Annotated in this window: 16 protein-coding genes; 5 read left to right on the top strand and 11 right to left on the bottom strand. The window is 36.7% G+C overall.

Annotated elements, in window-relative coordinates:
• Positions 1–331: 331 nt before the first annotated feature.
• The 4 genes from nagB to ptsG form a co-directional block, all read right to left on the bottom strand.
• Positions 332–1,066: a glucosamine-6-phosphate deaminase gene (gene nagB, locus CWR45_RS05100; RefSeq protein ID WP_115748721.1), complete on the bottom strand. Its 735-nt coding sequence runs from the start codon at positions 1,064–1,066 to the stop codon at positions 332–334.
• A gap of 2 nt (positions 1,067–1,068) precedes the next feature.
• Positions 1,069–2,232 carry an N-acetylglucosamine-6-phosphate deacetylase gene (gene nagA, locus CWR45_RS05095; RefSeq protein ID WP_115748720.1) on the bottom strand — a complete coding sequence of 388 codons (1,164 nt, stop codon included), beginning with the start codon at positions 2,230–2,232 and terminating at the stop codon, positions 1,069–1,071.
• Positions 2,233–2,395: 163 nt separating this feature from the next.
• A complete protein-coding gene (locus CWR45_RS05090; protein WP_115748719.1) occupies positions 2,396–3,073 on the bottom strand; it encodes an N-acetylmannosamine-6-phosphate 2-epimerase in 678 nt (225 codons plus the stop codon).
• A gap of 13 nt (positions 3,074–3,086) precedes the next feature.
• On the bottom strand, positions 3,087–4,637 hold the full coding sequence (gene ptsG / locus CWR45_RS05085; RefSeq protein ID WP_115748718.1) for a glucose-specific PTS transporter subunit IIBC: 1,551 nt from the start codon (positions 4,635–4,637) through the stop codon (positions 3,087–3,089).
• A 133-nt stretch (positions 4,638–4,770) separates the two neighbouring features.
• Here ptsG and CWR45_RS05080 point away from each other — a divergent pair, with 133 nt between their 5' ends.
• Positions 4,771–5,571 carry a MurR/RpiR family transcriptional regulator gene (locus CWR45_RS05080; RefSeq protein ID WP_115748717.1) on the top strand — a complete coding sequence of 267 codons (801 nt, stop codon included), beginning with the start codon at positions 4,771–4,773 and terminating at the stop codon, positions 5,569–5,571.
• Between the two features lie 57 nt (positions 5,572–5,628).
• Here the strand turns inward: CWR45_RS05080 and CWR45_RS05075 are convergent, their stop codons facing one another.
• A complete protein-coding gene (locus CWR45_RS05075; RefSeq protein WP_115748716.1) occupies positions 5,629–6,111 on the bottom strand; it encodes a PTS sugar transporter subunit IIA in 483 nt (160 codons plus the stop codon).
• A gap of 201 nt (positions 6,112–6,312) precedes the next feature.
• Here CWR45_RS05075 and CWR45_RS05070 point away from each other — a divergent pair, with 201 nt between their 5' ends.
• Positions 6,313–7,989 (top strand): peptide ABC transporter substrate-binding protein, encoded by a 1,677-nt coding sequence (locus CWR45_RS05070; protein WP_115748715.1) that lies wholly within the window; start codon positions 6,313–6,315, stop codon positions 7,987–7,989.
• Positions 7,990–8,064: 75 nt separating this feature from the next.
• Here CWR45_RS05070 and CWR45_RS05065 read toward each other — a convergent pair whose 3' ends face one another.
• Together CWR45_RS05065 and CWR45_RS05060 are read right to left on the bottom strand one after the other, a co-directional pair.
• The gene (locus tag CWR45_RS05065; protein ID WP_115748714.1) at positions 8,065–9,180 is read right to left on the bottom strand and encodes an SGNH/GDSL hydrolase family protein; all 1,116 of its coding nucleotides are present in this window, start codon (positions 9,178–9,180) and stop codon (positions 8,065–8,067) included.
• 201 nt (positions 9,181–9,381) lie between these two features.
• Positions 9,382–14,292 carry an endonuclease gene (locus tag CWR45_RS05060; protein WP_211315933.1) on the bottom strand — a complete coding sequence of 1,637 codons (4,911 nt, stop codon included), beginning with the start codon at positions 14,290–14,292 and terminating at the stop codon, positions 9,382–9,384.
• Between the two features lie 540 nt (positions 14,293–14,832).
• Between CWR45_RS05060 and CWR45_RS05055 the strand changes: the two genes are divergently transcribed.
• A complete protein-coding gene (locus CWR45_RS05055; RefSeq protein ID WP_115748713.1) occupies positions 14,833–15,225 on the top strand; it encodes a ribonuclease HI family protein in 393 nt (130 codons plus the stop codon).
• Positions 15,226–15,412: 187 nt separating this feature from the next.
• Here the strand turns inward: CWR45_RS05055 and CWR45_RS05050 are convergent, their stop codons facing one another.
• Complete coding sequence (locus tag CWR45_RS05050; protein WP_115748712.1) at positions 15,413–16,138, bottom strand: WecB/TagA/CpsF family glycosyltransferase; 726 nt, start codon at positions 16,136–16,138, stop codon at positions 15,413–15,415.
• Positions 16,139–16,256: 118 nt separating this feature from the next.
• Here CWR45_RS05050 and tagD point away from each other — a divergent pair, with 118 nt between their 5' ends.
• A complete protein-coding gene (gene tagD, locus CWR45_RS05045; protein WP_115748711.1) occupies positions 16,257–16,658 on the top strand; it encodes a glycerol-3-phosphate cytidylyltransferase in 402 nt (133 codons plus the stop codon).
• 154 nt (positions 16,659–16,812) lie between these two features.
• On the top strand, positions 16,813–17,832 hold the full coding sequence (locus CWR45_RS05040) for an LCP family protein (RefSeq protein WP_115748710.1): 1,020 nt from the start codon (positions 16,813–16,815) through the stop codon (positions 17,830–17,832).
• Positions 17,833–17,958: 126 nt separating this feature from the next.
• On the opposite strand, the gene CWR45_RS20285 is transcribed toward CWR45_RS05040, so the two are convergent.
• The 3 genes from CWR45_RS20285 to CWR45_RS05025 form a co-directional block, all read right to left on the bottom strand.
• Positions 17,959–19,695, bottom strand: coding sequence for a cell wall-binding repeat-containing protein (locus tag CWR45_RS20285; RefSeq protein WP_115748709.1), 1,737 nt, complete (start codon positions 19,693–19,695; stop codon positions 17,959–17,961).
• Positions 19,696–20,110: 415 nt separating this feature from the next.
• A complete protein-coding gene (locus CWR45_RS05030) occupies positions 20,111–24,718 on the bottom strand; it encodes a cell wall-binding repeat-containing protein (protein ID WP_245975339.1) in 4,608 nt (1,535 codons plus the stop codon).
• A 325-nt stretch (positions 24,719–25,043) separates the two neighbouring features.
• Positions 25,044–25,589 (bottom strand): BsuPI-related putative proteinase inhibitor, encoded by a 546-nt coding sequence (locus CWR45_RS05025; RefSeq protein WP_115748708.1) that lies wholly within the window; start codon positions 25,587–25,589, stop codon positions 25,044–25,046.
• Positions 25,590–25,789: the final 200 nt, after the last annotated feature.

The following is a 25,789-nucleotide window of genomic DNA, read 5'->3' as shown; positions in this document are numbered from 1 at the left end:
GAGTTTTGTACCTAATAATCAATGTAATGTAAACAGCAATTTGGCAATTGTAATGTTGACAAAATTTAATTGTTTGGTTTTGGAATAGTTTGATTTGCACTTCTATTTCGTGCTATTTCACCCCAGTTGGAGGGCGAGCAGTTGAGAGCTCTATCTTGTCACTTTTTCGCTCCAATCTAAGTGACAGTCAGTCGCTCCATCTCACTTACTGTTGGCTCCTCCTTAACAGTCAGATCCGTATTAGGATGCACAATATCTATAAAATATATCAAAATTCCTGATTAATAAAAAACAAGCGCACAGGCTAATTCCCGAGCGCTTGTATCATTATTTATTTTCCATTTACAACAGACAATGCTGCTTCATCTGCAATTACAGTTACCTTCGCATGATTTTGCAGAACAGATGCTGGCAGTTCTTCTGTTACTTCACCATTCATTAGTTTAGCAAGTGCGTCTGCTTTATTTTCACCTGAAACTAGTAATAGAATTTCATTACTGTTCATGATTGTCTCGATTCCCATAGAAATTGCTTGTGTAGGGACTTCTTCGATAGAATCAAAGAAACGAGAATTTGCTTCAATTGTTGATTGTTCTAAATCTACAACTTGAGTTGTGCTCGTAAATGGTGTTCCAGGTTCATTAAAACCGATATGACCATTTGCACCAATTCCAAGCAATTGAACGTCTACGCCACCAGCTGCTTTGATCGCTGCTTCATGTGCCTCACATTCTGCTTTTAGATCTGCTGCAGCACCATTTGGTACGCGAACATTGTTAAGGGAAATATCAACATGGTCAAATAATTTATCTTTCATAAAATAATAATAACTGTTTGGATTATCTTTTTCTAATCCTACATATTCATCTAAATTAAATGATTTTACATTTTTAAATGATACTTCATTTTGATTGTATTTTTCGATTATCCGTTTGTATAGACCTTCAGGAGTGGAACCAGTTGCTAGTCCTAGTACCGGATTTTCGAGACGATTAATTCTTTCTACTAAGAATGCACATGCTTCTTCGCTCATTGCATCGTAATCTTTTACTTTAATTAATTCCATTACTATTCTCCTTTGTATGAAACTACACCTCGACATATGGTGTATTTAATATTCATATGGTCGTCAACGATTAAAATATCTGCATCTTTTCCTTTTGCAATACTTCCTTTTCGATCGAAAATCCCAATCTGTTTTGCCGGATTTATGGAGGCCATTTCAATGACGTTTTCCATCGAAACACCATCCAATTGCAGCATTTGCTTTGCACCTTCATGCATCTTTAAAATGCTGCCTGCAAGTGTCCCATCTGCCAATACAGCGCGATCCTCCGACACGATTACAGGTTGACCGCCAAGCTCATAATCGCCTGGTGGCAAGCATTTCGCACGCATTGCATCAGTAATTAGAATTAGGCGTTTACTTCCCATATTTTGATAGATTAATTGTAGCATTTCTTTAGAAATGTGTATACCATCAGCAATTATCTCTCCGGATAATTGTTCCAATTGAAATGCCGCACCAACTGCGCCGATATCCCGATGGTGAATGCCGTTCATCGCATTACATAAATGTGTCAGCTGGCTAACCCCTTGTGCAACAGCCTTCTTTATTCCAGCATAATTTGTGTCCGTATGACCTGCAGAAACCGTAACACCTGTTTCTGTTAAATACTTAATGAATTCTCCCGTCTTGTCATGTTCAGGAGCCATTGTGATTGTTTTAATTTTATTACCTGAAAGTTCTTGCCATTTTTTAAATTGTTCGATATTTGGTTCGATTATGTACTCGATTGGCTGTGCGCCAGCTTTTGATTTTTCTACAAATGGACCTTCAAGATGTATGCCAATCATATCTGCCTGGCCCGATTTATTTTCATAGTCCGCAACGTTTTCCAATGCCTTGTCAATATTTTCTGGTGACTGTGTAATCGTTGTAGCAAGAAAGCTTGTCGTTCCTTCTTCAGGGAGCACGGATGCTATTCTGTCCAATGCTGCTTCTGTTGCATCCATTGTATCAGCACCATTTGCACCATGAATATGACTGTCGATGAAGCCCGGGATAACATTAAGGTTGGTTCCGTCTATAATTGAGATATTTTCATCATATTCCTTACTCGCAGTAATCTCTTTTATTCGCCCTTCTTCAATATAAATATTTCCATTTGAAACGACGTTGTCTTCTGAATAGATTTTTGCGTTTTTTATTAGGATTGCTGTATTATGCATCAAAGCTCAGTCCCTTCTCTATATTATTTCTACCTTTATTATACCAGTTCTTATAAGAAAACTTCGTTGCTCTTAGTAGATAAAAAAATATTTAATAAATTAGGATGACCCATTTTTTCTTAACGAGTCATCCTAATCTTAAATGTAAAGGAAAATAAATCCCTTACACTAATTCTTTTATTTCATCAACAAATCGAGTTGTAATATCTTTTGGTCTTGTTATTGCTCCACCAACAACGGCAGAATAAACACCTAGCTCAAATACTCGCTTCAACATTTCTGGTGTTGCAACATTTCCTTCTGCGATAACTGGTTTGTTTACAGACTTCATAACTTCTTTTAAAAATGCAAAGTCATTATCATAGAGCTTTTTGCCCTTTGTATGATTTGTATAACCGTGTAATGTCGTACCAATATAATCAAACCCAAGTTTCTCCGCGTTTACCGCTTCCTCAACAGTAGAAATATCAGCCATCAATTCTACATTTGGTGCCTTTTCTCTAGTGTAGCTCACTAACTCTGCTAATGGCATTTCTGCTCTTGCACTTAAAGTAGCATCCATCGCAATTACTTCACATCCACTTTCAATCAATTCATCGATTTCTTTAGATGTTGCGGTAATATAGACATCTGAATCAGGATAATTTCGTTTAACAATTCCGATGACAGGTAGCTTTACTTCTTTTTTGATTTCAATAATATCCTCTTTTGAGTTCGCTCTAATTCCCTTAGCCCCGCCTTGATAAGCTGCTAAAGCCATCTTACTCATAATAAATGAAGAATGCAACGGCTCATCTTCTAGCGCCTGGCAAGACACGATTAAGTTTTTTGGTAAATGCATTACATTTCAACTCCTAATTATCTAATACTTCTTCAATTTCATTTTTTATTACAGAAACTTGTGGTCCATAAACTACTTGAACCCCGTCTCCTTTAATGATAACACCTTTACTTCCAGTTTCAGTTAATGCAGCTTTATTAACTTTCTCACCATCTTTAACTGTTACACGTAATCGAGTTGCACAGTTATCAACATTCACAAGATTTTCTTCTCCGCCCAATGCTTCAATGATAGCAAATGGTCGGCCTTCTTTTGATACTGTTGCAGCTTTATCAGCTTTAGAATCACCCGTTTTCTCATCTTCACGACCCGGAGTTTTGAAATTAAACTTCTTAATTAAGAATGTGAATGTAAAGAAATAAAGGAAGAACCAAATAATCCCGATTGGAATAACGAACATCCAATTTGTTAATGCTTGTCCTTGCAATACTCCAAACAAGATAAAGTCAATGAATCCACCAGAGAATGTTTGACCTATCGTAATATCAAATATATGTGCAAGCATAAATGCTAATCCGTCAAATACCGCATGCACAACATAAAGTAGTGGAGCAATGAATAAGAAAGAAAACTCCAAAGGCTCTGTAATACCTGTTAAGAATGATGTTAGTGCAGCTGAAAGCATTAATCCACCAACAACTTTTTTCTTCTCAGGTTTTGCTGTACGATAAATTGCATATGCAGCACCTAGTAATCCGAACATCATTGTAATAAAACGACCAGACATAAATCGGGCTGTACCTTCAAAGAATTTCGTAGTTGTCGGATCACCCAATTGTGCGAAGAAGATATTCTGTGTTCCTTGTACTAATTGACCAGCGATTTCTAGTGAACCACCTAAACCTGTTTGCCAGAATGGTAAGTAGAAAATATGATGTAAACCAAATGGTCCCAACATACGTAAAATAAATCCATAGAAAAACGTTCCAATATAACCTGTTGCATTTACGATATCTCCAAAGTTAAAAATAACATTTTGGACTATCGGCCATACATAATACATTACTACACCAAGAATAATTGCTGAAAACGACGTAACAATTGGAACAAAGCGTGAACCACCAAAGAATCCTAAAAACTGTGGTAATTCAATTTTATTAAAGCGATTATGAAGCAAGCCAGCCATAATCCCCACAATGATTCCGCCAAAAACTCCGGATTCTAATGTTTGAATTCCAAGGGCAGTCCCTTGTCCAACAGCAGATAAATTATCAGCAGCTAAATTACCTGTAATAATTAAGATTGCATTCATTGTTGCGTTCATTACTAAATAACCAATTAAAGCAGCTAAGCCAGCAGTCCCCTTATCGGACTTTGCCAAACCAATGGCAACACCGACTGCAAATATCACCGGTAGATTAGCAAAGACAATATTACCAGCCGAACTCATTATAGTAAAAATTGCTTGAAGCCAAGCATAATCTAAAACTGGATATGCACTAACTGTATTTGGATTAGAAAGTGCGCCACCAATACCAAGTAACAGACCAGCTGCAGGTAAAATGGCAATTGGTAACATAAATGACTTTCCAAATTGTTGCGCTTTACCGAAAAAGTTTTTCATATTTTTTCTCCTTATAGAAATTATTTTTCATAAGAAATATTATCAAACGTTTTCAATTGTGTCAATAAAATTTTTAAAACCCTTACAAGAATGTTAAAATTATGATTAGATCTAGGAAGGGAAGATCGATCAGATGAATTTCGAAAATAGAATTCAAAAATACAACTCATTATTAACTGGAAATGACCATAAAATTATAAGTTATTTAAATGCGAATAAACATACGGTAATAGATAAAACCATTGTTGATTTAGCTGAAGAAATTCAAGTATCGCCAGCAAGCATTACTAGGTTTTGCCAAAAGGTAGATTTTGATTCATTTCAGCAAATGAAATATTCCTTAGTTAAAAATAATTCAATGGAACAGAATAAAACAGGGGAATCATTTGAGATTATTTATAACTATTATGAAACTATATTAAAATCAACACAGCAATTCATTACAGAAGAACAAACGAGCAGAATTGTTGAACAAATGAAAGATGCCAATAATATTTTGTTTTGCGGAGTTGGTAACTCAGGATTAATTGCAAATGAATTTAATAGCAGAATTGAACGTATGGGGATATCTTCTAAATCAACAACAGATCCACATGGGATGCTTATGAAAAGTGCTTTATTAAAAAAGGATGATTTATTAATTTGCTTCTCAAACTCTGGTCAAACAAAATGCGTCATTGATTCGGCAAGACTAGCAAAGGATAATCAAGCAGGAACAATCATCGTAACGAACTATCATGACACAGAATTAACGGCGCTTGCAGATGAGATTGTTCTCATTTCAAGTTATAAATACATAGATGATGAGAAATTTATTAATACGCAGATACCTGGTTTATTTTTATTGGACTTATTAACTTATAAATTATTGAGTAATGAGGATTTAATGAAGAGTCGTAAAAAAACATTAAAAGCAATCAACCTTTATGGTTAAAGAAGATCAACAGCTTTGTTGATCTTCTTTACTTTTATCCTCTGCAAAAGGTTCACTTTATTTTATTGAAATAATACCTTCAGCTCCTCGTTCAACAGCACCTTGTTTTTCTAATGTTACTGTCTCACCCTCATTTAAGTTAGTAAAAATGACTGGTGTAATAACGGATGTTGCATTTTTACCGATATAATCGAAATCAACTTTCAACAGTGGTTGACCAGCTTCAACAGAGTCATCAATGCCTACTAACGTCTCAAAGCCTTCTCCATTTAATTCAACGGTATCTATTCCAACATGAATCAATATTTCACGACCATCATTTGACATGATACCGATAGCGTGTTTTGTAGGAAAAATATTAATAACTTTACCAGCAATAGGGGAAACAACTGTGTTATCTTTTGGGATGATTGCAAATCCATCTCCCATCATTTTCCCTGCAAATACATCATCGGGAACCTCTGTTATTGGGATAAGATCACCAGTTAATGGGGATACGAATTTTTCCGGTTCTTTCTTACCAAACAGTTTTTTAAACATATATATTGCCTCCAGTATTTGTTTGTTTTTTTTCAGAAATATAATATAACATATTTTTGGTGCCTGTCACTCACCTATACGTTTTTCGAATCAAAACATTAAACCAAGTAATCCAATTGAATAATTTTACTATTAGAACTTTTATCGATAAGATAATAAAAGTTGCAGATTACTTACTTATAGGATGGGGGAAAAGTGTAAATGAAATACATAAAAAAATTTATAGCCGTTTTAATTATCCTTTCGTTCGTACTTGCTGCATGCAGCTTTACCGATGAAAGTAAAGAATCAACATCTGAATCAAATACAGATTCAAAAGCTACTACCAAAGAGAAAGTGGTTCGACTAAGTGCTGCAGGGGAAATTCCTGGACTTGATCCTACATTAGCGGATAATGATTTCAGCTTTAATGTAATCAATCAAGTATTTGAAGGATTATATCGTTTGGATAAAGATGGTGAACCACAATTGGCACTAGCAGCGAAAGAACCGGAAGTCACGAAGGATGGAAAGGTTCTGACTTTTACATTAAGGGAGGATGCCGTTTGGTCTGATGGATCACCTGTTACTGCGCATGACTTTGAGTACTCTTGGAAAAGAGCTGTAGATCCAGAGACAAGTGCAGCATACGGACCAACATTCGAAGAAATTCTTGTGAATGCAACAGAGATTTTAGTCGGGGAAAAACCTGTAGATGAATTAGGCGTTAAAGCTCTTGACGATAAAACATTAAAAGTAACACTTGAAAATCCTGCGCCATTTTTCAAAGAGTTGTTAACGATTGCAACATTCATGCCACAAAAACAGGAATTTATTGAGGAACAAGGGGATAAGTATGCAACAGATAGTGAACATACCTTGTTTAACGGCCCCTTCGTACTTTCAAATTGGGAGAGTACCGACCTTTCATGGAATTACGAAAAAAATGACCAATACTGGGACAAGGATGCAGTAAATGTAGACAGTATCGAAGTAAACGTTGTAAAAGATTCAGAAACAGCAGTAAATTTATACTTAAAAGGACAGCTTGACCGCGTCGAATTAACAAGTGATAATGTGAAACAATTTCAAGGGGAAGATGAATTTGCTACGACGCTTACAGGTGCTGTTGCTTATTTGAAAATGAACCAAGGAAAAGATGGAGAAACAACGGATCTGGCAAACTTGAATATCCGCAAAGCCCTTAACATTGTAATTGATAAACAAATTATTGTTGATGCATTATTAAATAATGGATCAATTGTGGCAAATGCATATGTACCAAAAGGATTAGCAGAAAATCCAGCGACTGGCGAAGACTTCCGTACGGAAAATGGTGATCTTACGGAATTCAATCTTGAAAAGGGACTAGGGTATTGGCAAAAGGGATTGGAAGAATTAGGCAAGACAGAACTTGAATTCACATTAATAGGCAAGGATTCCTCAGAGTCAAAAAAATTGGCAGAAAATCTTAAATATCAAATGGAATCGAAACTTCCTGGTTTGACAATCAATATAAGAAATTTAACGCCAAAAGCGAGCATTGCAGCAAATGTTGGACAGGATTATGAACTGATTATTACTGGCTGGCTCGGAGATTACCGGGATCCGCTCGCCTATTTAAATCTGTACTATACGGATAGCCCAGGAAACCATACGGGTTATGCCGATCCAGAGTACGATAAGCATATACATGATTCGAAAACAAATTTATCCTATTATCCAGAGGAGCGCTGGGAAGCATTATTAAAGGCAGAAAGATTGCTGATTGAGGAGAATGCAGTACTTCTTCCACTATATCAAGAGGGTATTTCTTACATGCAAAAAGATTATATAAAAGATCTGATTACTTATCCAGTGAGCTCGGATAATTATAAATGGATTGATATTATAGAGTAAGTATAATGAGGAGTGCCTTGTCACTCCCCTTTATATCGAATTTACAATTTGTTCTACATTACTCAAAAGCTCTCCTCACATAACCCCAACGCTTTTCAAAGTTGACCATAAAGATGCTTCCAAACCATTTGCCATTTTCATAAATCCATAGTCATTTGGATGTTCGCCATCAACGGTACCTTCATGCCAGCGCATTCCAAGCAATCTCGAACCATCCACAAATCTTATTCGTGCATCACCATCTTGCTTGAACTGTTCTACTACTTTTTTCGAATGATTTCTTCGTCTCATCGTTTCTAAATTTTGATCCGGGAAAATATCCATTGCGTGTGGAATCCGCGACATTACGATAATTGGAATAAGAGGGTGATACTCCCGATAGATTTCAATAAAAGAAACCAATGTTGTTTCGTATTCTTCTGGCGAAACATTTGCTTCGTAGTCGATCACCAAGCAAGCAGGATTTTCGATATCCCTGATTGCCATGGCAACCTCTTGCTCTCCTTTGCCACTCCCCGAAAATCCAAGATTAATAAACTCAAGCTGGAATCTTCTGCTTAAAATATTTGTATAGGACATCCCTGGCCTGCTTGCACTACTCCCCTGCGTGATAGATGTACCATAAAATAACACACGCTTATCCGATATATAAGGAGTTGGCGCCTCAATTATAGCTTCTGGCTCGACTCCTAGCAATAAATCCTCGATTCCTTGATATAATGGTAAATTTATTGTTACTTCTCTAAGCTGGCTGGAGGAGCTAGGGAAATCCCAAAGGGTCGCTTCGTAGGTTTTCTCAAAAATCGGCGGAATTGCCGTTGCAAGGAAATGCTGCTGTCCAGGCTCTCCAATATAAACATCAAAGCCAGATTGACCTGCTGCCGGCATATGACCAATATCAACCACACCAGAAAGCCTTGCTTTGATTACAAGTTTCACTGAATCTGTTTTAAAACGAATTTGCCCGCCCGAAGTACAATTTGCCAATTCTTTTACACATAAAGGGAGCTTATTTTTTGGCAGGGAAGGCATACGCCGATACAACTTTTCCTGTTTAAACCATGCAAAGCCACTAACTTGAAATGGATATTCTTTCGGATCATGCCACTCGATCGGATCTGATTCCTCATCTCTAATATTCAGTACATGCTCCATACTTAAATTATTCCAGTTATAATTAGGATTTTCCATAATAACCCTCCTCTATTGTTCAGCAAATTTTAATAATACCGTTCACTTTATAGATAATTTTATAATAGCAATCAATTGTTAATAAAATGTTGATTTAACGTTATTTTTAAAACATAATTTAAGATTTTTTCAAAAGATTTTTTCGATGTAAAAAAATGCAGTTCCTACAAGGAAGGAACTGCATTTTTACATATCTATTTTTTATCGTGCTTCTCCCCAAATATCCTCTGCCCATCCAGGGTTATCGATAAATGGATTGCGGTTTTCTTGGAATTCTTGGATCTTGTTATTGCGGTTTATTTCCCATTCGCTGACAGGATCTTGTTCATGCCATTCAAGCAGAACGGAAATTTTTCCATGGAATGGATTACTCCCATTGTTTACACGGTCATTCAATTCTAAATCTACTCTGTCGCCTGCTTCATACCGCACTGCCATATAAAATAGCATTCGAGCGACATCACCTTTAACTTCATTCGGTGGTTCGAAGGAATCTCCGTCACGTTTACAATCAGCACAATTTTTCACAGCATTTCCACCATTATCGAAATCAAGGTTTCCTCTTGAGCTGTTTACTTGTACATCCGTTGGACGAAGGTGATGGATATCTGTACCTGGCCCCTTACTTGTCCCAAAGCCTCCATGAGATTTTGCCCAAGTATGCTCACGATTCCAGTCACCGACCATGCCACCATTTTTATTCTTAGCGCGTGATTCACCAGAATAGAGAAGGATTACATTATTCGAATTATTCGGGTCTTCGTCCGTCACTTTTAATGCATCCCATACTTCATTATAAGAAAGCTCGTGATGGTCATCGATGATTTCATGTAAAGATTCTTTTAAAGCTTTTCCTTCTTTACCAATCGCACTTGCATAATAATCTGCATGCGGTACTTCCGCTTCAGCTGCTTCAACCGTTACACTGAACGATTCAGTAATACTTTCTGTTCCATCTGTAGCTGTGATAGCTACGATATGGCTGCCTTCCTCAAGCTTAAGTGTTAGAGTATCTGAATCAATTTCTCCCATTGTAGAAGTAAATGTTAATTTGTCACCATCTGCATCTGAAAAATAATCGGTTAATGTTAACGCGATGCTGTTTCCTGCATTCACCTTTTTATTTTCAAAAGGTGTCGTTAATGCTGGTGGATTATTTACTGGTGGTTCGGGTTCTTCCATTGTGTCAATAAATAAGATGTCGTCTGCATTTGCACCTTTTTTGTATGCAAATTCATGGACGTTTTCTGCACCTCTTATTTGTGAAACATTTTCCCCTTGTATTATTACTTTTTTCATTTCAGTACCTTTGAAATCAATGATGGCTCCTGCTTTTTTCGGCTTAATCGTTACCGTATTAGTCTTGAAACCATCACCATAAAATTCGGCATAATCTCCGGTAAACTCAATACCATTTTTCACCTTTGCGTTCTCACCGAGTGTGATCGCAACACTCTTATTTTTAATGTTCAATTTCCCTGTTTTAATATTGCCATAATCCTGTTTTTCTTTTGGTACAATTTCTTCTACAATCATCTTCCCATTAGAATCTCGAAAAATGATTTTGTCTCGATCAGCACCTTTTTTAAAGTTCATCTTGTCAATGTTTTCAAAGCCTCTTATTTCAGTAACATTTTTCCCATTAATTGTTACTTTTTTCATTTCTGTTCCCTTGAAGTCAATAATCGCTCCTGCTTTCTTTGGATTGATGATTACTTCCGTCTTAGTAAATCCATCTCCATGAAATTCCGCGTATTCGCCAGTAAATTCAATGCCTTTTTTAATTTTGGAATTGGAGTCAACTGTAATTGATACGCTCTTATCATGCAGTACGAGTTCTTTTGCTTCTAAGTTTGTAAAATCATATTCTTTCTCAGGTTCAGTCGGTGCTGGTTCCTCTGGATTTTCAGGCTCTTCTGGTTCGTCAGGATTCTCAGCGTCTTCTGTAGCTAAATCCAGCTTAACCATTACCGGATCATGGTCACTTGCACGTCCTGCCATATCAGTAAAGTCTGCATTGATATGAAGGATATCAATCTCTGTTTCTTCGACTATGTTATTCGAAACTAAAATATGATCGAGCACTTGTGAATTTCCTTGGAAAAGATACGTATAACGATCCTGATCTTCAACTTTATTAATCATATTCGTCATGTGCTCGCCCTCGTGAATCTTGAGTGCATCTGTAAACTGATAATCATTAAAGTCACCGACAGATACGATATTTGCTTCTGGATTTTGATTCTTAATATCTGTTACGAAATTACTTACGATTGTAGCGATTTTCTTACGCTGTACTTCACTGTCGTAAACTGGTGGTTGGGTAGAGCCAAATAATGGCGTATCCCCAGATTTTGAATTCCAGTGATTGGCAATAACGATAACACTTTCACCTTGGAAATCAAATTGAGCTGCTAAAGGCTTACGACTGTTATTAAACGCATCATTTTTTGGATCAATTCGTCCTGGATTATGTGTTAATTTTCCATCTTTATAGCCAACTGCTGTTGTTGCGTCACCTGCAGGCATACCCTCTGTTAATGTCACACGCTCTGGGTTGTACAAGAAACCAACACGAATATTGGCATTTGGTGCCCCACCATCTGCATTATTCACTGGATCAATATTGGCATATTCGTATTGAACTCCGCCGGCATCAACAATCGCTTGAATTAAACGCTCATAGCTTTCATTTGCTGCTGAATCTCCTGCATCCTGCCCATTATTATCCTGCACTTCAGTAACACCGATAATATCAGGACTTTGCATATCTTTCGCAAATGCTCGTGCTAATTTTCTAGCTTTATCATCGGATGATGATGCTTTATTGTTTGAGAAGTTTTCCAAGTTATAAGATGCTACCGTTAATTTGTCTTCTTCTTTTTCAATTGTGGTTGTTTCTGGTGTTGTTTCTCCTTTTACAAATTTAGCCTGCATCTCTTCTAAATCAGCATAAATCTTATAATTTTGGAAGCCATAATTGACAACACCTGTAATTGGACCGGTAAATTCATCGCCAGTTGCTACTTCAAAATCTCTTGCCTCGTTATTATCATACAGCTTGAATTGGATGCGGTCTGGATTCGCTGTTTCTTCTGTTAACTTCACACCACCATGAATTGTATTTGTTTCTCTGTTTTCCAGAACGGTGATTAAGTCGCCATGCTCTTGTGGTGCAACAGCCTTCACTGTACCAACCTCAACTAGCATTCCTTCTAAGCTTTCCCAGAAGTCAATCGCATCCTCTTCAGGATCAAATACTGCAAAGCTGTCATTGTCGATAACTTCGGATGGAAGATTCTCTTCATTTATTATAATCGGTGCTGGCATCCCTACATTACTCTTTACAGTTTCTACAATTCCACCACGATCATCTCTAGCATTAATTTGTGTGACAGATAAATCGGTTTCTTGTTTAGTATCGTTATAACCATCGATATGGTACTCATCAACAGTACCTGATACGCTAACCAAATCACCAACTTCCACATTTCCAGCTTTATTTCCAGTATATACAACGATACCTTCCGACGTTTTTGGATTGTCGTCTGCTAAATTATCTGGTGTTTGGAAATGGAAATAGTTGCCGCTGCCAATTTTATACGTATACGTAACAACACCTTGAATATCATTTACAAATGTTCCTTTTAACGGTGACTCATGTGATTCACCTTGAATATCATGGATTTGCATTCCAGCTTCCTGATCGAAAACCTTATATGCAAATGATGCAACATTACTTGCTTTCAGCCCTTCTTTTACGGCGATTGCTTTAATTGTCGTATCTTGCTCAAGCACGATTGGTTCCTTGTATATAACACTTTCTTCTGTTGGCTCATCACCATTTGTAGTAAAGTAAATCGTTGCTCCCTCTGTTCCTGTTGCTAACGTTACTTCTGTTCCTGTCGGCATCGTGCCCGCACCAGGTGTAGCTGTTACTGCCTGAACTGCTGATTCATCTGCAATGATATCTGCTGTATTTCTAGGAATGATTTGGAATGCACCATTGAACTCCTGAACAATTCCTGTAATCGAATCATACGTATTTCCTGCTTCTAAGCCGAGGGTACCTCTTTCATCACGCACGATAAATTCCGTTCCATCAGTTGCTGTATAATTTGCCCAGCCATTGCCTTCCTGAACATCTTCAATTGTAATATTGTTCACTGATGCTAATTTCGACTCATTTTCTTCATTAAGCTGTTCGCCAGTTAATACGATTGCATCTGGTACACCGACTTGCTTTGCTTCCCCTTCAATGGAGACATTTTGTAATTGCAATAAACCATTGTATGCACTAAGAGTACCTGAAACCGTAATTTCATCGCCAATTTTCACATCTAATGAGCTCGGGTAAATCGCAAGTGCAGCTGTTTCATCTTGAAAATGAACGGTGTTTTTTAATTTCGCTGTGACAATTCCTTTTACCTTAACATCGCCAGTCGCTTGTTTGCGTGCATCCACAATGGACATGACGCCAACTGGATTTCCCGGCTCATTAGGGTCTTCAGGTGCAGCACCATCTATTGTATGCTTTCCTAAATTCGATGCATCATCTTTAGGGAATGCTGTCCATTCGATTGCTGGGTCAAAGGCATCGTCAATAATCTTATCACCTGTTGTAATATTGCTATTTCTTACTAAAGTAACGTCTTTTAAGTTTTCAATTCGTTTGCCAACTTGACCAATCGAGTCTGTTACATTATCCGCTTTCTTAAGTACAATTGCGTCATCACCATTAAAATTAATAACGCTATTGTTCGCAAAATCGCCCTTTGCTTTTATTGCATCATTTGCTTGATTATGATATAAAACATAGGCTGTTCCAGCTGCTAATGTACCTTCCAGCTTTAATTTTTGGCTAGCTGAAGTCGCTCCATTTGCAAAAAGCTCAAGCGTGTATTCGCTTAAATTTATTGCCTGATCAGTGCCATTATAAAGCTCGATTGCTTTATTAAAGCTGCTTCCCTCTATGTATTCCGAAATAATTAAATCCGATGAATCTACTGTTTCCGCACTTGCGACAATTGGCAGTGTTGGTAGCAGCAAATTAATTACGAGTGTGAATACCGATAGGAAACTCAGTAACCTTCTCCATATAGCTTTACTCATTTTGATTAAGCTCTCCTTTTAGGGTCAGACCCTTTAATTTTCTAGTATTCTATCAATTCGATTTAAGTATAAGTATCATTAAATTTCGTGTCAATTTACCGTTTCATCAATCATTCGGAGGGTTCATTACTTTGGAACTAGTTCAATAGAACCTATTATATTTTCACTTGATTTTTGAAGAAATTGTCATTTATGGATAAAATAATCGTTTTTCCCTTACACTTGCCACATTTGGGGCTTTATTTTATTATGAGTTGCGATTCTGTCTTTATACCTATCCAAGTACGTTGATTGTTAATTTATCTTTAGTTTTGTGTTAAAAAAACTTTATATAATTTAAAGGAATGGACTAGCTTCGCAGCCTCTGTTAGTGTGGTATTATTTCGTGAATATATGAACTTGGTGAATTACTTGTTTCTATTTTTTAAGTTTATTGAGGAAGATAACATCGCTTTTTTCCCTATAGTAACTAAGGAATATGAGGAATAATATTTTTAGTGTAAAATGGTAATATGATAAGCGGGTAAAGGTGGGGTCAAGTTGATTGAAGTTTATACGGATGGCGCATCAAATAGCAATTTGGGACTTAGTGGAGCCGGTATCTATATTAAAGCGAACGGGAAAAGCTATGAATATACATTCCCTCTAGAGAATCTAACCAATCACGAGGCGGAATTTCATGCGGTTATCAAAGCACTGGAAATATGCAAGGGAACGTTTCCAAATGAGATTATATCGTTACGATCCGATTCACAAGTAGTAGTGGATGTTATCGAAAATGACTTCACAAAAAATAAAACATTCCTCCCTTTACTAGAAACTATTAGAGAAGAAATAAGTCATTTTCCATACTTTTTTATTAAATGGATTCCTGAAAGCAATAATAAAAATGCAGACCGATTAGCAAAAAAGGCAATACAGTTGCAAAAATAATACAGCGTAATTTCGTTGAAGCGCAACTAAATCGTCATTTTAAAAGATAGTGCATTCATGCCTTTATACTCAACTCCTTGCTATATTATTACGCAACTTTCAAATAATAATTTTGAATAAAATTCAAGGAGTGCCAGTCACCTAATCGTAATGTGCGTCATCTGGATTTAAGAAAGTAGCCTAACATCTAGTCTTTTCCCAGCAAAATTTGTGTTATGATTCTCTGAATTTTACTTGCATTCTTAATAGTAGAAGGTTTGATAAGTATTCGATATATCCAAGCTAAATTTAATTTTCTCCATTGGTCGGGAATACGTTTCATTTCTCCTGCTAAAATATCAAAGCTCTCGCCAACTCCGATAAATAACCCTTTGTTGCAGCTACCGAATGTATTTGCAATCCACTGCTCCTGCCTATTTCCCTTCAACGATACAAAAACAATATCAGCATTTGCTTCCTGTACATTTTTCACTATTTGTGGATCATTAAGATCAAATGTCCCGTGACGATGACCCACGACGGATAGTTTTGGAAATCGCTTCTCTATCTCTAAAATAAGTTTCTCATTAATATAATCTTTTCCACCTAAAAAATAACAGCTTAGCCCTTGAACTTCAGCAAATTTAAGTAAATCTATCATTAATTCTTCACTATCGATTTGTTCATGAAATGCTTTTTTTCGCTTTTTTGCAGCAAGAATCAATCCTTTGCTTGCTGGCAGCACATAATCTGCTTGCTCGATTACCGCCTTATACGCTTGATTTTCCTTCGTTTCTAGAAGCAGTTCAGAATTTGCTAAAACAACCATACATTTTTGTTGCAGATTCAATCGCGAAAAAAGATGATAGTGTAATAGATTCTTTTTGCTTAGATTATTAACATTAATTGACGCAATCTTTATTTCGTTTTCCATTTATTAACATCCTTTTGCTCCCACAAATTTTATTATATTTATTAATAATATATCAAATTTAGACGTAATATGTGGTATTATTTAATCAATGTCGCGCTATTTGGAGGAATAAACCACGATGAAGATTATCACGTATGGCACTTTTGATTTAATCCACGTTGGCCATATTCATCTACTGAGGCGGGCAAAGGGGATGGGCGGCCATCTTACGGTAGGTATTTCTACCGATGAATTTAATCAAGAAAAAAGAAAGCAGGCATACCATTCTTTTGAGCATCGTAAACTAATATTAGAATCGATTCGATATGTTGATTTTGTTATCCCAGAATATTCTTGGGAACAAAAGGTTGCAGATATCCAAAAATACAATATCGATATTTTCGTAATGGGTGACGATTGGAAAGGTAAATTTGATTATTTACAAGATTATTGCGACGTTGTATATTTACCCCGAACGAACGGAATATCCAGTACAACAATTAAACAAAATGTCTTTAGAAAAAACCCGTATGAACTCTAATATAAGGTAAATTACTTTTATTTTACTTATAATTGTAACCTATCCTTAACATCAATCATTTATAATAGTTATGTCTTAGTTTGTATTGCAATTAAAGTAAGTAGTAATTATAATTAATAAGATAAACATTTTACGGAGTTAAAGGAGAAATACGATGGGTCGTATATTAGTACGTAAAACAAAAAAGAAAAAGAGATTACGTCGTATTTTATTTATCGTAATCCTAATGTTTCTTGTGTTAGTCGGTTTTGGTGGGTATATGGCGATTCAAACCCTACAAGCTGCAAGTGAGTCTTATGATGATTTAGGTAGAGAAAAATCAGACCTGCGTGAAGAGGTTGTTTCAATAAGTAAAGATCCTGTATCTGTCTTACTGATGGGAGTAGAAGATTATTCTACAAATGGACAGAATGGTCGTACAGATACTTTAATGATAGCTACATTTAATCCCGATGATGAAAGACTTAAGCTATTAAGTATACCAAGGGATACACTAGTCGAGATTACAGGTAGAGGTATTCAAGATAAAATTACCCATGCACACTCTTTCGGTGGAAAGAAAATGACGATTGAAACTGTAGAGAACTTTTTAGATATTCCAATTGATTACTATGCTACCGTTAATTTTGATGCATTTAAAAATGTAATTGATATTCTAGGCGGTGTTACAGTCGATGTCCCATTCGATTTCCAACAAAACAGTGATGATCGTAAAGCGGAGAAACTGCAATTCTATGAGGGCGAAATGGAATTAGATGGTAGATATGCATTAGCTTATGCTCGGATGCGATATGAGGATCCAAGAGGCGATATAGGCAGAAACGAAAGACAGCAAGAAGTAATCCAAGCGATTATTAGTAAAGCCCTATCCGTTGGTACAGTAACTAAAATAGATGACTTAGCTAGAGAAGTTGGAAACAATGTTGAAACGAATATGCGAATCAGTGAAGTGCTTGGTTTCGCTAAAGAGTATTCCAATTTCAGCACGAGTAAAATCGATAAATTGAAATTGGAAACATATCCGGAAACGATTAATGGTGTTAGTTATCAGATAGTAGATGAAGCTTCACTTGATGAAGTGAAAGCAGTGCTTAAGGACCACTTAGAAATCGCATCATCATCGTATGAGGATGATAGATTTTATGAAGCTTCTGCATATGGAGAAACTAATTAAGTGACAGACCGCAAACGTTTCACAGAACGTGGCTTCGCTTGCTATGTGAATTGAAATAAGAATAGGTTCTAGTTAAAAGACAGGATTCTCTGTAAAAGAGAATCCTGTCTTTGTTTTTGTCATCAATTAGTATCTTGACAATGCTTGCTGGACTTTTGGCGGAATTATCGTCGTTCCACCAACAATCGTAAAATTATTAATTCTATTTCTCGTAATAAATGTATCGACAGGTTTTGGTATACTTGTACCTACCAATAAAATGCCTGTCCCCTCCTTAGCAGCTAATGCAGCACTTGAGAGCGCATCAGGGAATTCTAATCCTGTTGTAATATAATAATGTTTATTTTTAGCATTAAAATATTCTGCAACCTTCACTGCCGTCTCATAACGATTTTGTCCAGATATTCTTACTGGTTTTGGAAGTTGTTTAAATACATTATCATTAATTGCTAAGTTACCACCAATTGCCAAAGTATTTGTTATTCTTAAATCTTTTAACGCCTGCTTCGTTTGTCCAGGCAACTTATTATTTTGTGTTAATAGAATTGGCATTCCTCGTTGTGCTGCATAAGATGCAACGGACAGAGCATCTGGGAAATCATAACCGTCAACTACTACTGCTGTCCGGACACTACTCTTTACTTCTTTGGCAATAGCCACAGCAGTTTCTACACGAGAGCCCCCACTAATTCGTTTTACTCTAGGAACTAATTTCTTCATTTCATTTTCAACCGATTTACTTACCGCCAGCTCACCACCAAGAATATATATATTAGTAGCTTTTAATCGCTGGATCTCTTTTTTCGTTACATCCGTAAACTTGTTAGATTGCGTTAGTAATAATGGTGAATTATACTTCTTCGCTAAGGTAACTCCCGCTAGTGCATCAGCGTAGTCATCACCACGAGCGACGACAACCGAGTTTGCAGTTTTCCATCCATCTTGACTGATTGCTACTGCTGTATCATAACGGCTATGGCCAGAAATTCTAGGAACATTCATTTCATTGTACTTAGAAGTTACTAATGTAACAAAATCATTCCATTTATAGCCATATCTTGCGAAATATCCATGTGGATCTACATGATTCGTACCACCAAGATGCTCGGAAACTGCTCGATGGGACCATAACGTACCTTTACCTGTATTCTCAGCATCTGTTACACCTAAATTATAATCTTGTAAAACTTTAGCAACATAGTATGCGTAATTATTAATGGAACGAGCAAATTGGTCAAAATTATCAACTCGCACTAGTTCGACATGGACAAATCGTTTATTCGCATGACGACCCGCACCCCATGCGCCATATTGTGTTGGGTGTGTTTCAATAATGCGGTTATGATCGACAAAGGCATGGACAAAAGCATTCTTATGATTTTGTTTCATCCAACTTATTTCACCATTAATATTTGAACGATCATTTGCTGTCTCATGTGCTACGACACCTTCTACAGCACCATACCCTCCACGATAATGAAATTTCGTCAGGTGACTAATATGGTTATACTCAATATTAACTGGCTTCATATTCTTTATATAATTATTCACATCTGGATAGGATGCATTCAAAGTAGCAGCCGGTTCTTCTTCCGTTTCGTGATGGCTATCATCAAAAATGCCGTCACGCCAGCCCTCTGGTATGTATTGTAATTCCTCTTCACTTAACTCACTGATGTCTTCCCCATAAACTTCTGTACCAATCTTAATTCCAAATTCATTGTACGCTTCTTTTTGAGTTTCCGTAGTATTATCTACGTCTGATTGCTCACTCTGATTCGTACTCTCTGCAGCGACTGGTGATTGTAAAAAGATTATTTGCATGATAAGTGACAGCGCCACTGCTAAGCTTATTTTCTTCATTTTTTCCTCCTATGAAATTGTCATCTAACTTTTTCTAAATCTATTCCTCTAGAATTGTCATCTAGTATTATGTCGATTTATAGTGTTCTGTAACGAATTATTAAAAAATTCGTAGATTCTTAGATTTATACTATTAATAATAGCAAAGATTTCATTCATTGTTAATATACAGTTGATGATTTTTTTCGTTAATATGGATACTACTATAATCAAATTAGAATAATACGTTTGCAATAAACCGTTACTTTCTAGTAAAATATTGTCGAAAATATTGAATGGAAGTTATTCTAAATAGCACAAATGTCGATTTCTGCAGAAATATCGCCTGCGTTCTATTAACTAACAAAAATGAGCTTAATAAAAAGACTCCAGATTTGCTCTGGAGTCTTTACCAAGTAAACTATGAAGCTGTCAATCAGTCTAATAATTTGTTCAGTTCTTTTAGGATTTTATCACTTACTGCTAGCGGTCCACCAATTACTTTGATCCAATCAATGTCATTTGCAGTAATAAACGTGCTAACTCCTTTAGATACAGAATTTCTTACAAGAAGAACTCCTGTATTATCTTTAGCTGCTCGCGCTGCAACTGTTAGTGCATCTGGGAAATCAGCACCAGTTGTTACATAGTATTTAGCCGCATCTACATCAAAGTATTCAGCAACTGCTACAGCTGTATCTTCACGAGAGTGTCCACTAATTCTTTCCGGATTTGGAACAAGTTTTGCTACCTTTTCAGAAACTGCTACAGGTCCACCAATTACTAGTGTTTCATTAACATTTAAATCTTCAAGTAACTGATCTGTCGCTTCTGGAAGTTTATTCGTTTGTGTCAATAGAATTGGTATTCCCGCTTGTGCTGCATATGATGCAACAGATAGAGCATCAGGGAAGTTGTAGCCATTAACAAGTACTGCTTGTTCACTTGAACCTTCTTCCACTACTTCATTCGCAATTTCGATTGCAGTATCGACGCGTGAATGACCAGCAAGTCGAATAACTTCAAGTCCTTGCTTCGTTAATTCTGCTTCAACATCAGCACTGATTGCTACTTCGCCCCCAAGCAGGTACACAGTAGTTGCACCCAAACGTTCAATTTCTGCCTTCGTTACTTCTGTATATTTCGTTGGTTGTGTTAATAATAACGGTGCATCATACTTCTCTGCCAACGGAATACCAGCTAACGCATCTGCAAATTCTTTTCCTTGTGCAAGGATAACAGTATCCGCAGAATCCCATCCATCCTTACTTACTTCCACCGCTGTATCGTAACGGGATGTTCCAAAGATACGTGATGCTGCTTGATCTTCAGCAGATGTAGCACGATAAATGGTTACCTCTTTCGTTGTCGTGTTACCCGCGATATCCACTACTTCTAGGTTAAATACATTTTCACCTGGTTCAAGCGATACTTCTGTCGTTACTTCTTTACTAATAGCTTTCATCTTTTCGCCAGACATCTGTTGTGCGAATTCTTCATTGCCATCAATTGTATAAGTTAATTCATCAAAGTTGTCTGTAAGCTGTGCAACAATCTTAGCTGATTTTGTCTTATGATCTACAAAACCTGGTGATTTCACCTTAAGGCCAGGTGCTGTTGTATCGACAAAGAACAATCTGCTATTTGATAGTGACGTTTCATTCCCTTTTTCATCTTTAGCATAAATATTTAACGGATGGTCCCCATCTTCAAATTCAATAAAGGTGTCAAAGAGGTAAAAGCCTTTTTCAATCTCTTCTAATTCTACTGGTTCTCCCTCTACAGTAAATTCAACTATTTTGTGATCAGCTGCAACAGTACCGAATACTTCAATTTCACTAGTATCATAGATTCCAAATGTTTCAGGAGACCAAACATCAATTACTGGGATATTAGGATTAAGTTGTTCTTGTACTTCTGCTTCTTTGCTATTTCCAGCATTGTCAACTGCAACTAAAGTAACACCATCTTTTGGTCCAATCTTTTTAGTGAATGTATATTCTTTAGCAGTAGCTGGTAAAATTTCATGCGTTTTCCCATTTACGACTACTTCAATATATGACACTCCAGAACGTTCATCTGAAGTACTAAATGTTACTTTATTATCCTTCAGATTAGCATTCAATTTAGGTGCTATAGTATCGACGATTACAGGTACTTGGAGCTTTTGTGCTTCTTTTCCTTCATAATCGATTGTCGCTGCAATTTCCAAGTAGTACTGTCCGTCAGCAACTACTTTATTCTTAACGGTACCATCCCAGAAAATATTTGGATTTAGTCTGAATGGTAAAGCCGCACCAGCATCAAAGTAATTCTTTATAATATTGCTTTCTGATTTAATTTTACGCAGGGATTTCTTATCTTTATCCAGAACACTATATTCTACTTTCTTCGCATTACGTAAGAATGATAACAGTGGAATAATTTCATCATTCGCACCATCACCATTTGGTGAGATTGCAATATTCTTCGTTAAATTCTCACCTGTTAACGGATCATAACCAAGATAATAATAACCGTCATTGCCATCATAAAGCATTGCTGCCTCTTCATAGAATGAATCATTTCCGTCGTAAGCTAATTCATCTAGAATCGGTGGCGTATTCCAATCACCTGCAAATCCGACATATGGTACAGATAGATTTGGTAATTCATCTGCAGCTGCATCAGTCAATGTTACAAATCCTTCAACGAAATATCCATTAGGGAAGACTTCATTTGGATCTAAATTCGTAAAGTTTCCATTATCATCAACAGTTAATACTTTTGCTTTTGACAAATCAACTTCAACTTTTATTGACGCAGTCTTTCCAGCTGGAATCTTAACAGTCGATTTTCCATTATTGATTTTAACATCAGCTTGTAGCTCTGCTGATTCAAGCTCATCCGCTGCATAACCTAACGTACCAAATAGAGATAAATCTGTTTGAACATTCGAAGCAACATCATAGCTTAATTCTTCATCACTGTAATTCTTAGCTTCTAACGTAAAGGTAAATTTATCGCCAACTTCTTTTAATGCTACCTTAGCTTCGCCTGTTTTCTTTTCAGTTACAACAACAGGCGTTGAGATTGCTTTGTGAAGCTGCATAATACCCGAACCCTGACGGCGTGGTGAATAAGGAATCTCATTACCTAACATCTCGTTAATTGTCCCTTTATCAATTACTGGCTCAGCTGTATTCATCAAAATATTCTTCGCCATTTCCACACGCGCTTTACCTTCTAAATCAAATTCTTCGTCCACACGTTCCAGAACAAGTGCAGAACCACCAGCTACATGTGGTGCAGCCATCGATGTACCACTCATTGTTCCATATTGATCATCTTGGAATGTAGATAAAATATTTCCACCTGGTGCTGTAATTTCAGGTTTGAAATCAAGATTCGGTGTTACCCCCCATGATGTAAAGTCTGACATAGAATCTGCAAGTGGATTTGCTGTAGTAACACCATCGCCATTAAAGGAAATAGTAACCGTTTCTCCTGCATCCAGCTGTTGTTTTAATAATTCACCATCTGTTTTAGCCATGAATAGTTGTGGAATAAAAATATCCGGCTCTGATGCCATGCTTACCCATCCATCTGAATGGTTATAAACAATCACACCTTCTGCATTAGCATCTTGTGCATTGTATGCAGTGTCTACGAATGAATTTCCACGAACAACAATTGCAAATTTACCTGTTAGATCTTTACCTGCAAAGTCTTTTGCTGTACCGGTTCCAACAAATTCAATTTCGAACGTGCCACCATCATCATTTGGATGGACACTGCTCGCTGACATGAATGGAGCAAGTCCTGTCTCTCCCCCAAATGCAAATTCTAGTGCATCCATATCCATGTGGGTATTTTCTACTGAAGCTACTTGTAGAGAGTCATAAGATAGACCTGGTGAGCCTACAACTCCAATATCTGGATTTGACGCATATGGATTATAAAATCCATTTCCTAAATGTGCAGAGTTTCCAGCTGAAATAGACATTAGGACGCCGTTTTCAACCGCATTTTTGATCGCTTGCTGTTCAGGATCTGTTTCATCTACAAATTCTGCTGTTGAACCTAGGCTCATATTAATTACATCTGCACCTAAAATGATTGAATCATCAATAGCTTTGATATAAATATCTCCCCATGTTGAACCCATGTTCGGATCATTACCAAATACTTTAAGTGCTAGGATTTGTGCTTCTGGTGCAACCCCTTTGATTCCACCATTCTCTTCATCACCGTTAGCCCCAACTGTACCGGCAACGTGCATACCATGCATGGAAGCGCCTGGTCCTAAATCACGAATTTCTTCGTTTTCATCCATATAGTTATAACCATATGGTACTTTAGCTGTATAGTATTTACCTGGAAGATTTTCCTTATATCGGAAATCCAATACAGAATCCTTCGTTAACACTGCTTCTTTTTCATCTGTTAAAACAAAGTCCTTATGACTAGGATCAACACCGGAATCGATGACACCAACAATCATTCCTTCGCCATCATAACCATACTCATCCCATGTCTTTTGCGCTTCAACTAGTTCCTTACTATAGCGCATGTCAGGTTCTACTTTCGGACGCTCATATTCATTACTGATGGTCACATTTGTAACACCAGGTAGCTTTTCTACTGCTTCAATTTTTCCATATTCAACAATTCCACTAAAGCCATTGAAAACTGTCGTAAAGCTTTCTTTATATTCGACATTCAATTTCTGCTTGCTAAGTTCATTTTTTACTTTTTCTTGTGCTTTAAGTGCACCTGCTTGTAATTCTTCTCTTTTTGCTTCTGAAAGCTCGCTAAATTTCTTTCCTTGACCTGTAGCGTATGTAATTGCAGGTTCCCCTTGCACTTCTACAATTACTCTTACCTTATCAGACTCCTTGTAAATTTCGTCCAGTTCTTCCTTCTTAATCTTCTCTTTTTTTGTTACTTCTTTTTTTAGTTCTACTGGATCTACCTTTACTGGATTAGCAGATATTACCGAAAAGTTAGAGAACGTTAGTAAAAGTACTAATACCACTGCTAATAACTTTCCAATCGTTTTCAAAAAGTATTCCCCCTCTATTTAATTTACTTTCACCACGTAGTTAATCCTTAACTAATTGACAGCTATTTTGTAGGATTAACACCATGCAAAGGACCCTCCCATTCTACAAATATTAAGTTCATATTACATAATCTTTACATGGTAATTATATTTCTAATAGATACAATAGTCAAATTATTATTTCATTACAAAATAAATAGACAACTAGTTCCCAAGTCCTTAATCTATGATTAAGGACTTGGGAATTAACTGCCCATTAACGTACAGTTTATTCAACTAATCTCCAATAAGAATGAGGAAATCTTCCACTGAATTGACAATTACTCTATTCCTCAATTACAAATGATTGGGATACACTATATTCCGAAATATCTTTCGCTACTAGATAAACTGTTAGCTTATATTCAGCTGGTTTTAAAGTCGGTAAATTAATATCATAGCTAACGCTTTCCCCTGGGGCAAGCTTCGTATCTCCTAACACTTGCATAAACGCACGACCATCCGAATATTTCGCAGTGGTCCCTTCTGTTATGTTTCTTAATTCATATTCATAACGCTGACTTGTTGTGAAGCTAAGTTTGATTTCTTTTGTACCATCGTTTGTAACGGTATAGTTAAATGCTTTACCATTATCTGCTGCTCCAGCTTCCGATAATTGAAATGTTAAACCATTATCTGCTTTCACTATTTGCTGGTCCACAAGCTCATCCCCCTCATTTTGCTCTTCGTTATTGTCTTGTTCTGCTTGGTCTGATTCGTCGTTCACATCTGTTGTATCTTGCTCATTGGATTGATTCACAAGTACATAGGTGATTGCTATTAATCCTAATATTATGATGATAGTTAAGGCAATACCTCCTGATTTCTTCATAAGTTCATACTCCTTTATTGATTATTGATGTTTTATAGTCGATATAAACTGCCAACTACTTTGGAGTCATGAGTGCTCACAGACCAGTCGCTCCAGAAATACACTACGCTTTCCGCGGGGAGCTGGTGAGCCTACTCGTGCTATCGCACTTCGTAGCCTCACCTAGGCTTTTCTTCCCGCAGGAGTATACGTGTATTTCT

This window comes from Oceanobacillus chungangensis, assembly GCF_003369565.1.
In the GTDB taxonomy this organism is placed as follows: Bacteria; Bacillota; Bacilli; order Bacillales; family Amphibacillaceae; genus Oceanobacillus; species Oceanobacillus chungangensis.
Note: the sequence above shows the minus strand (reverse complement) of the source record. Positions and strands in the feature narration are given on the sequence as shown.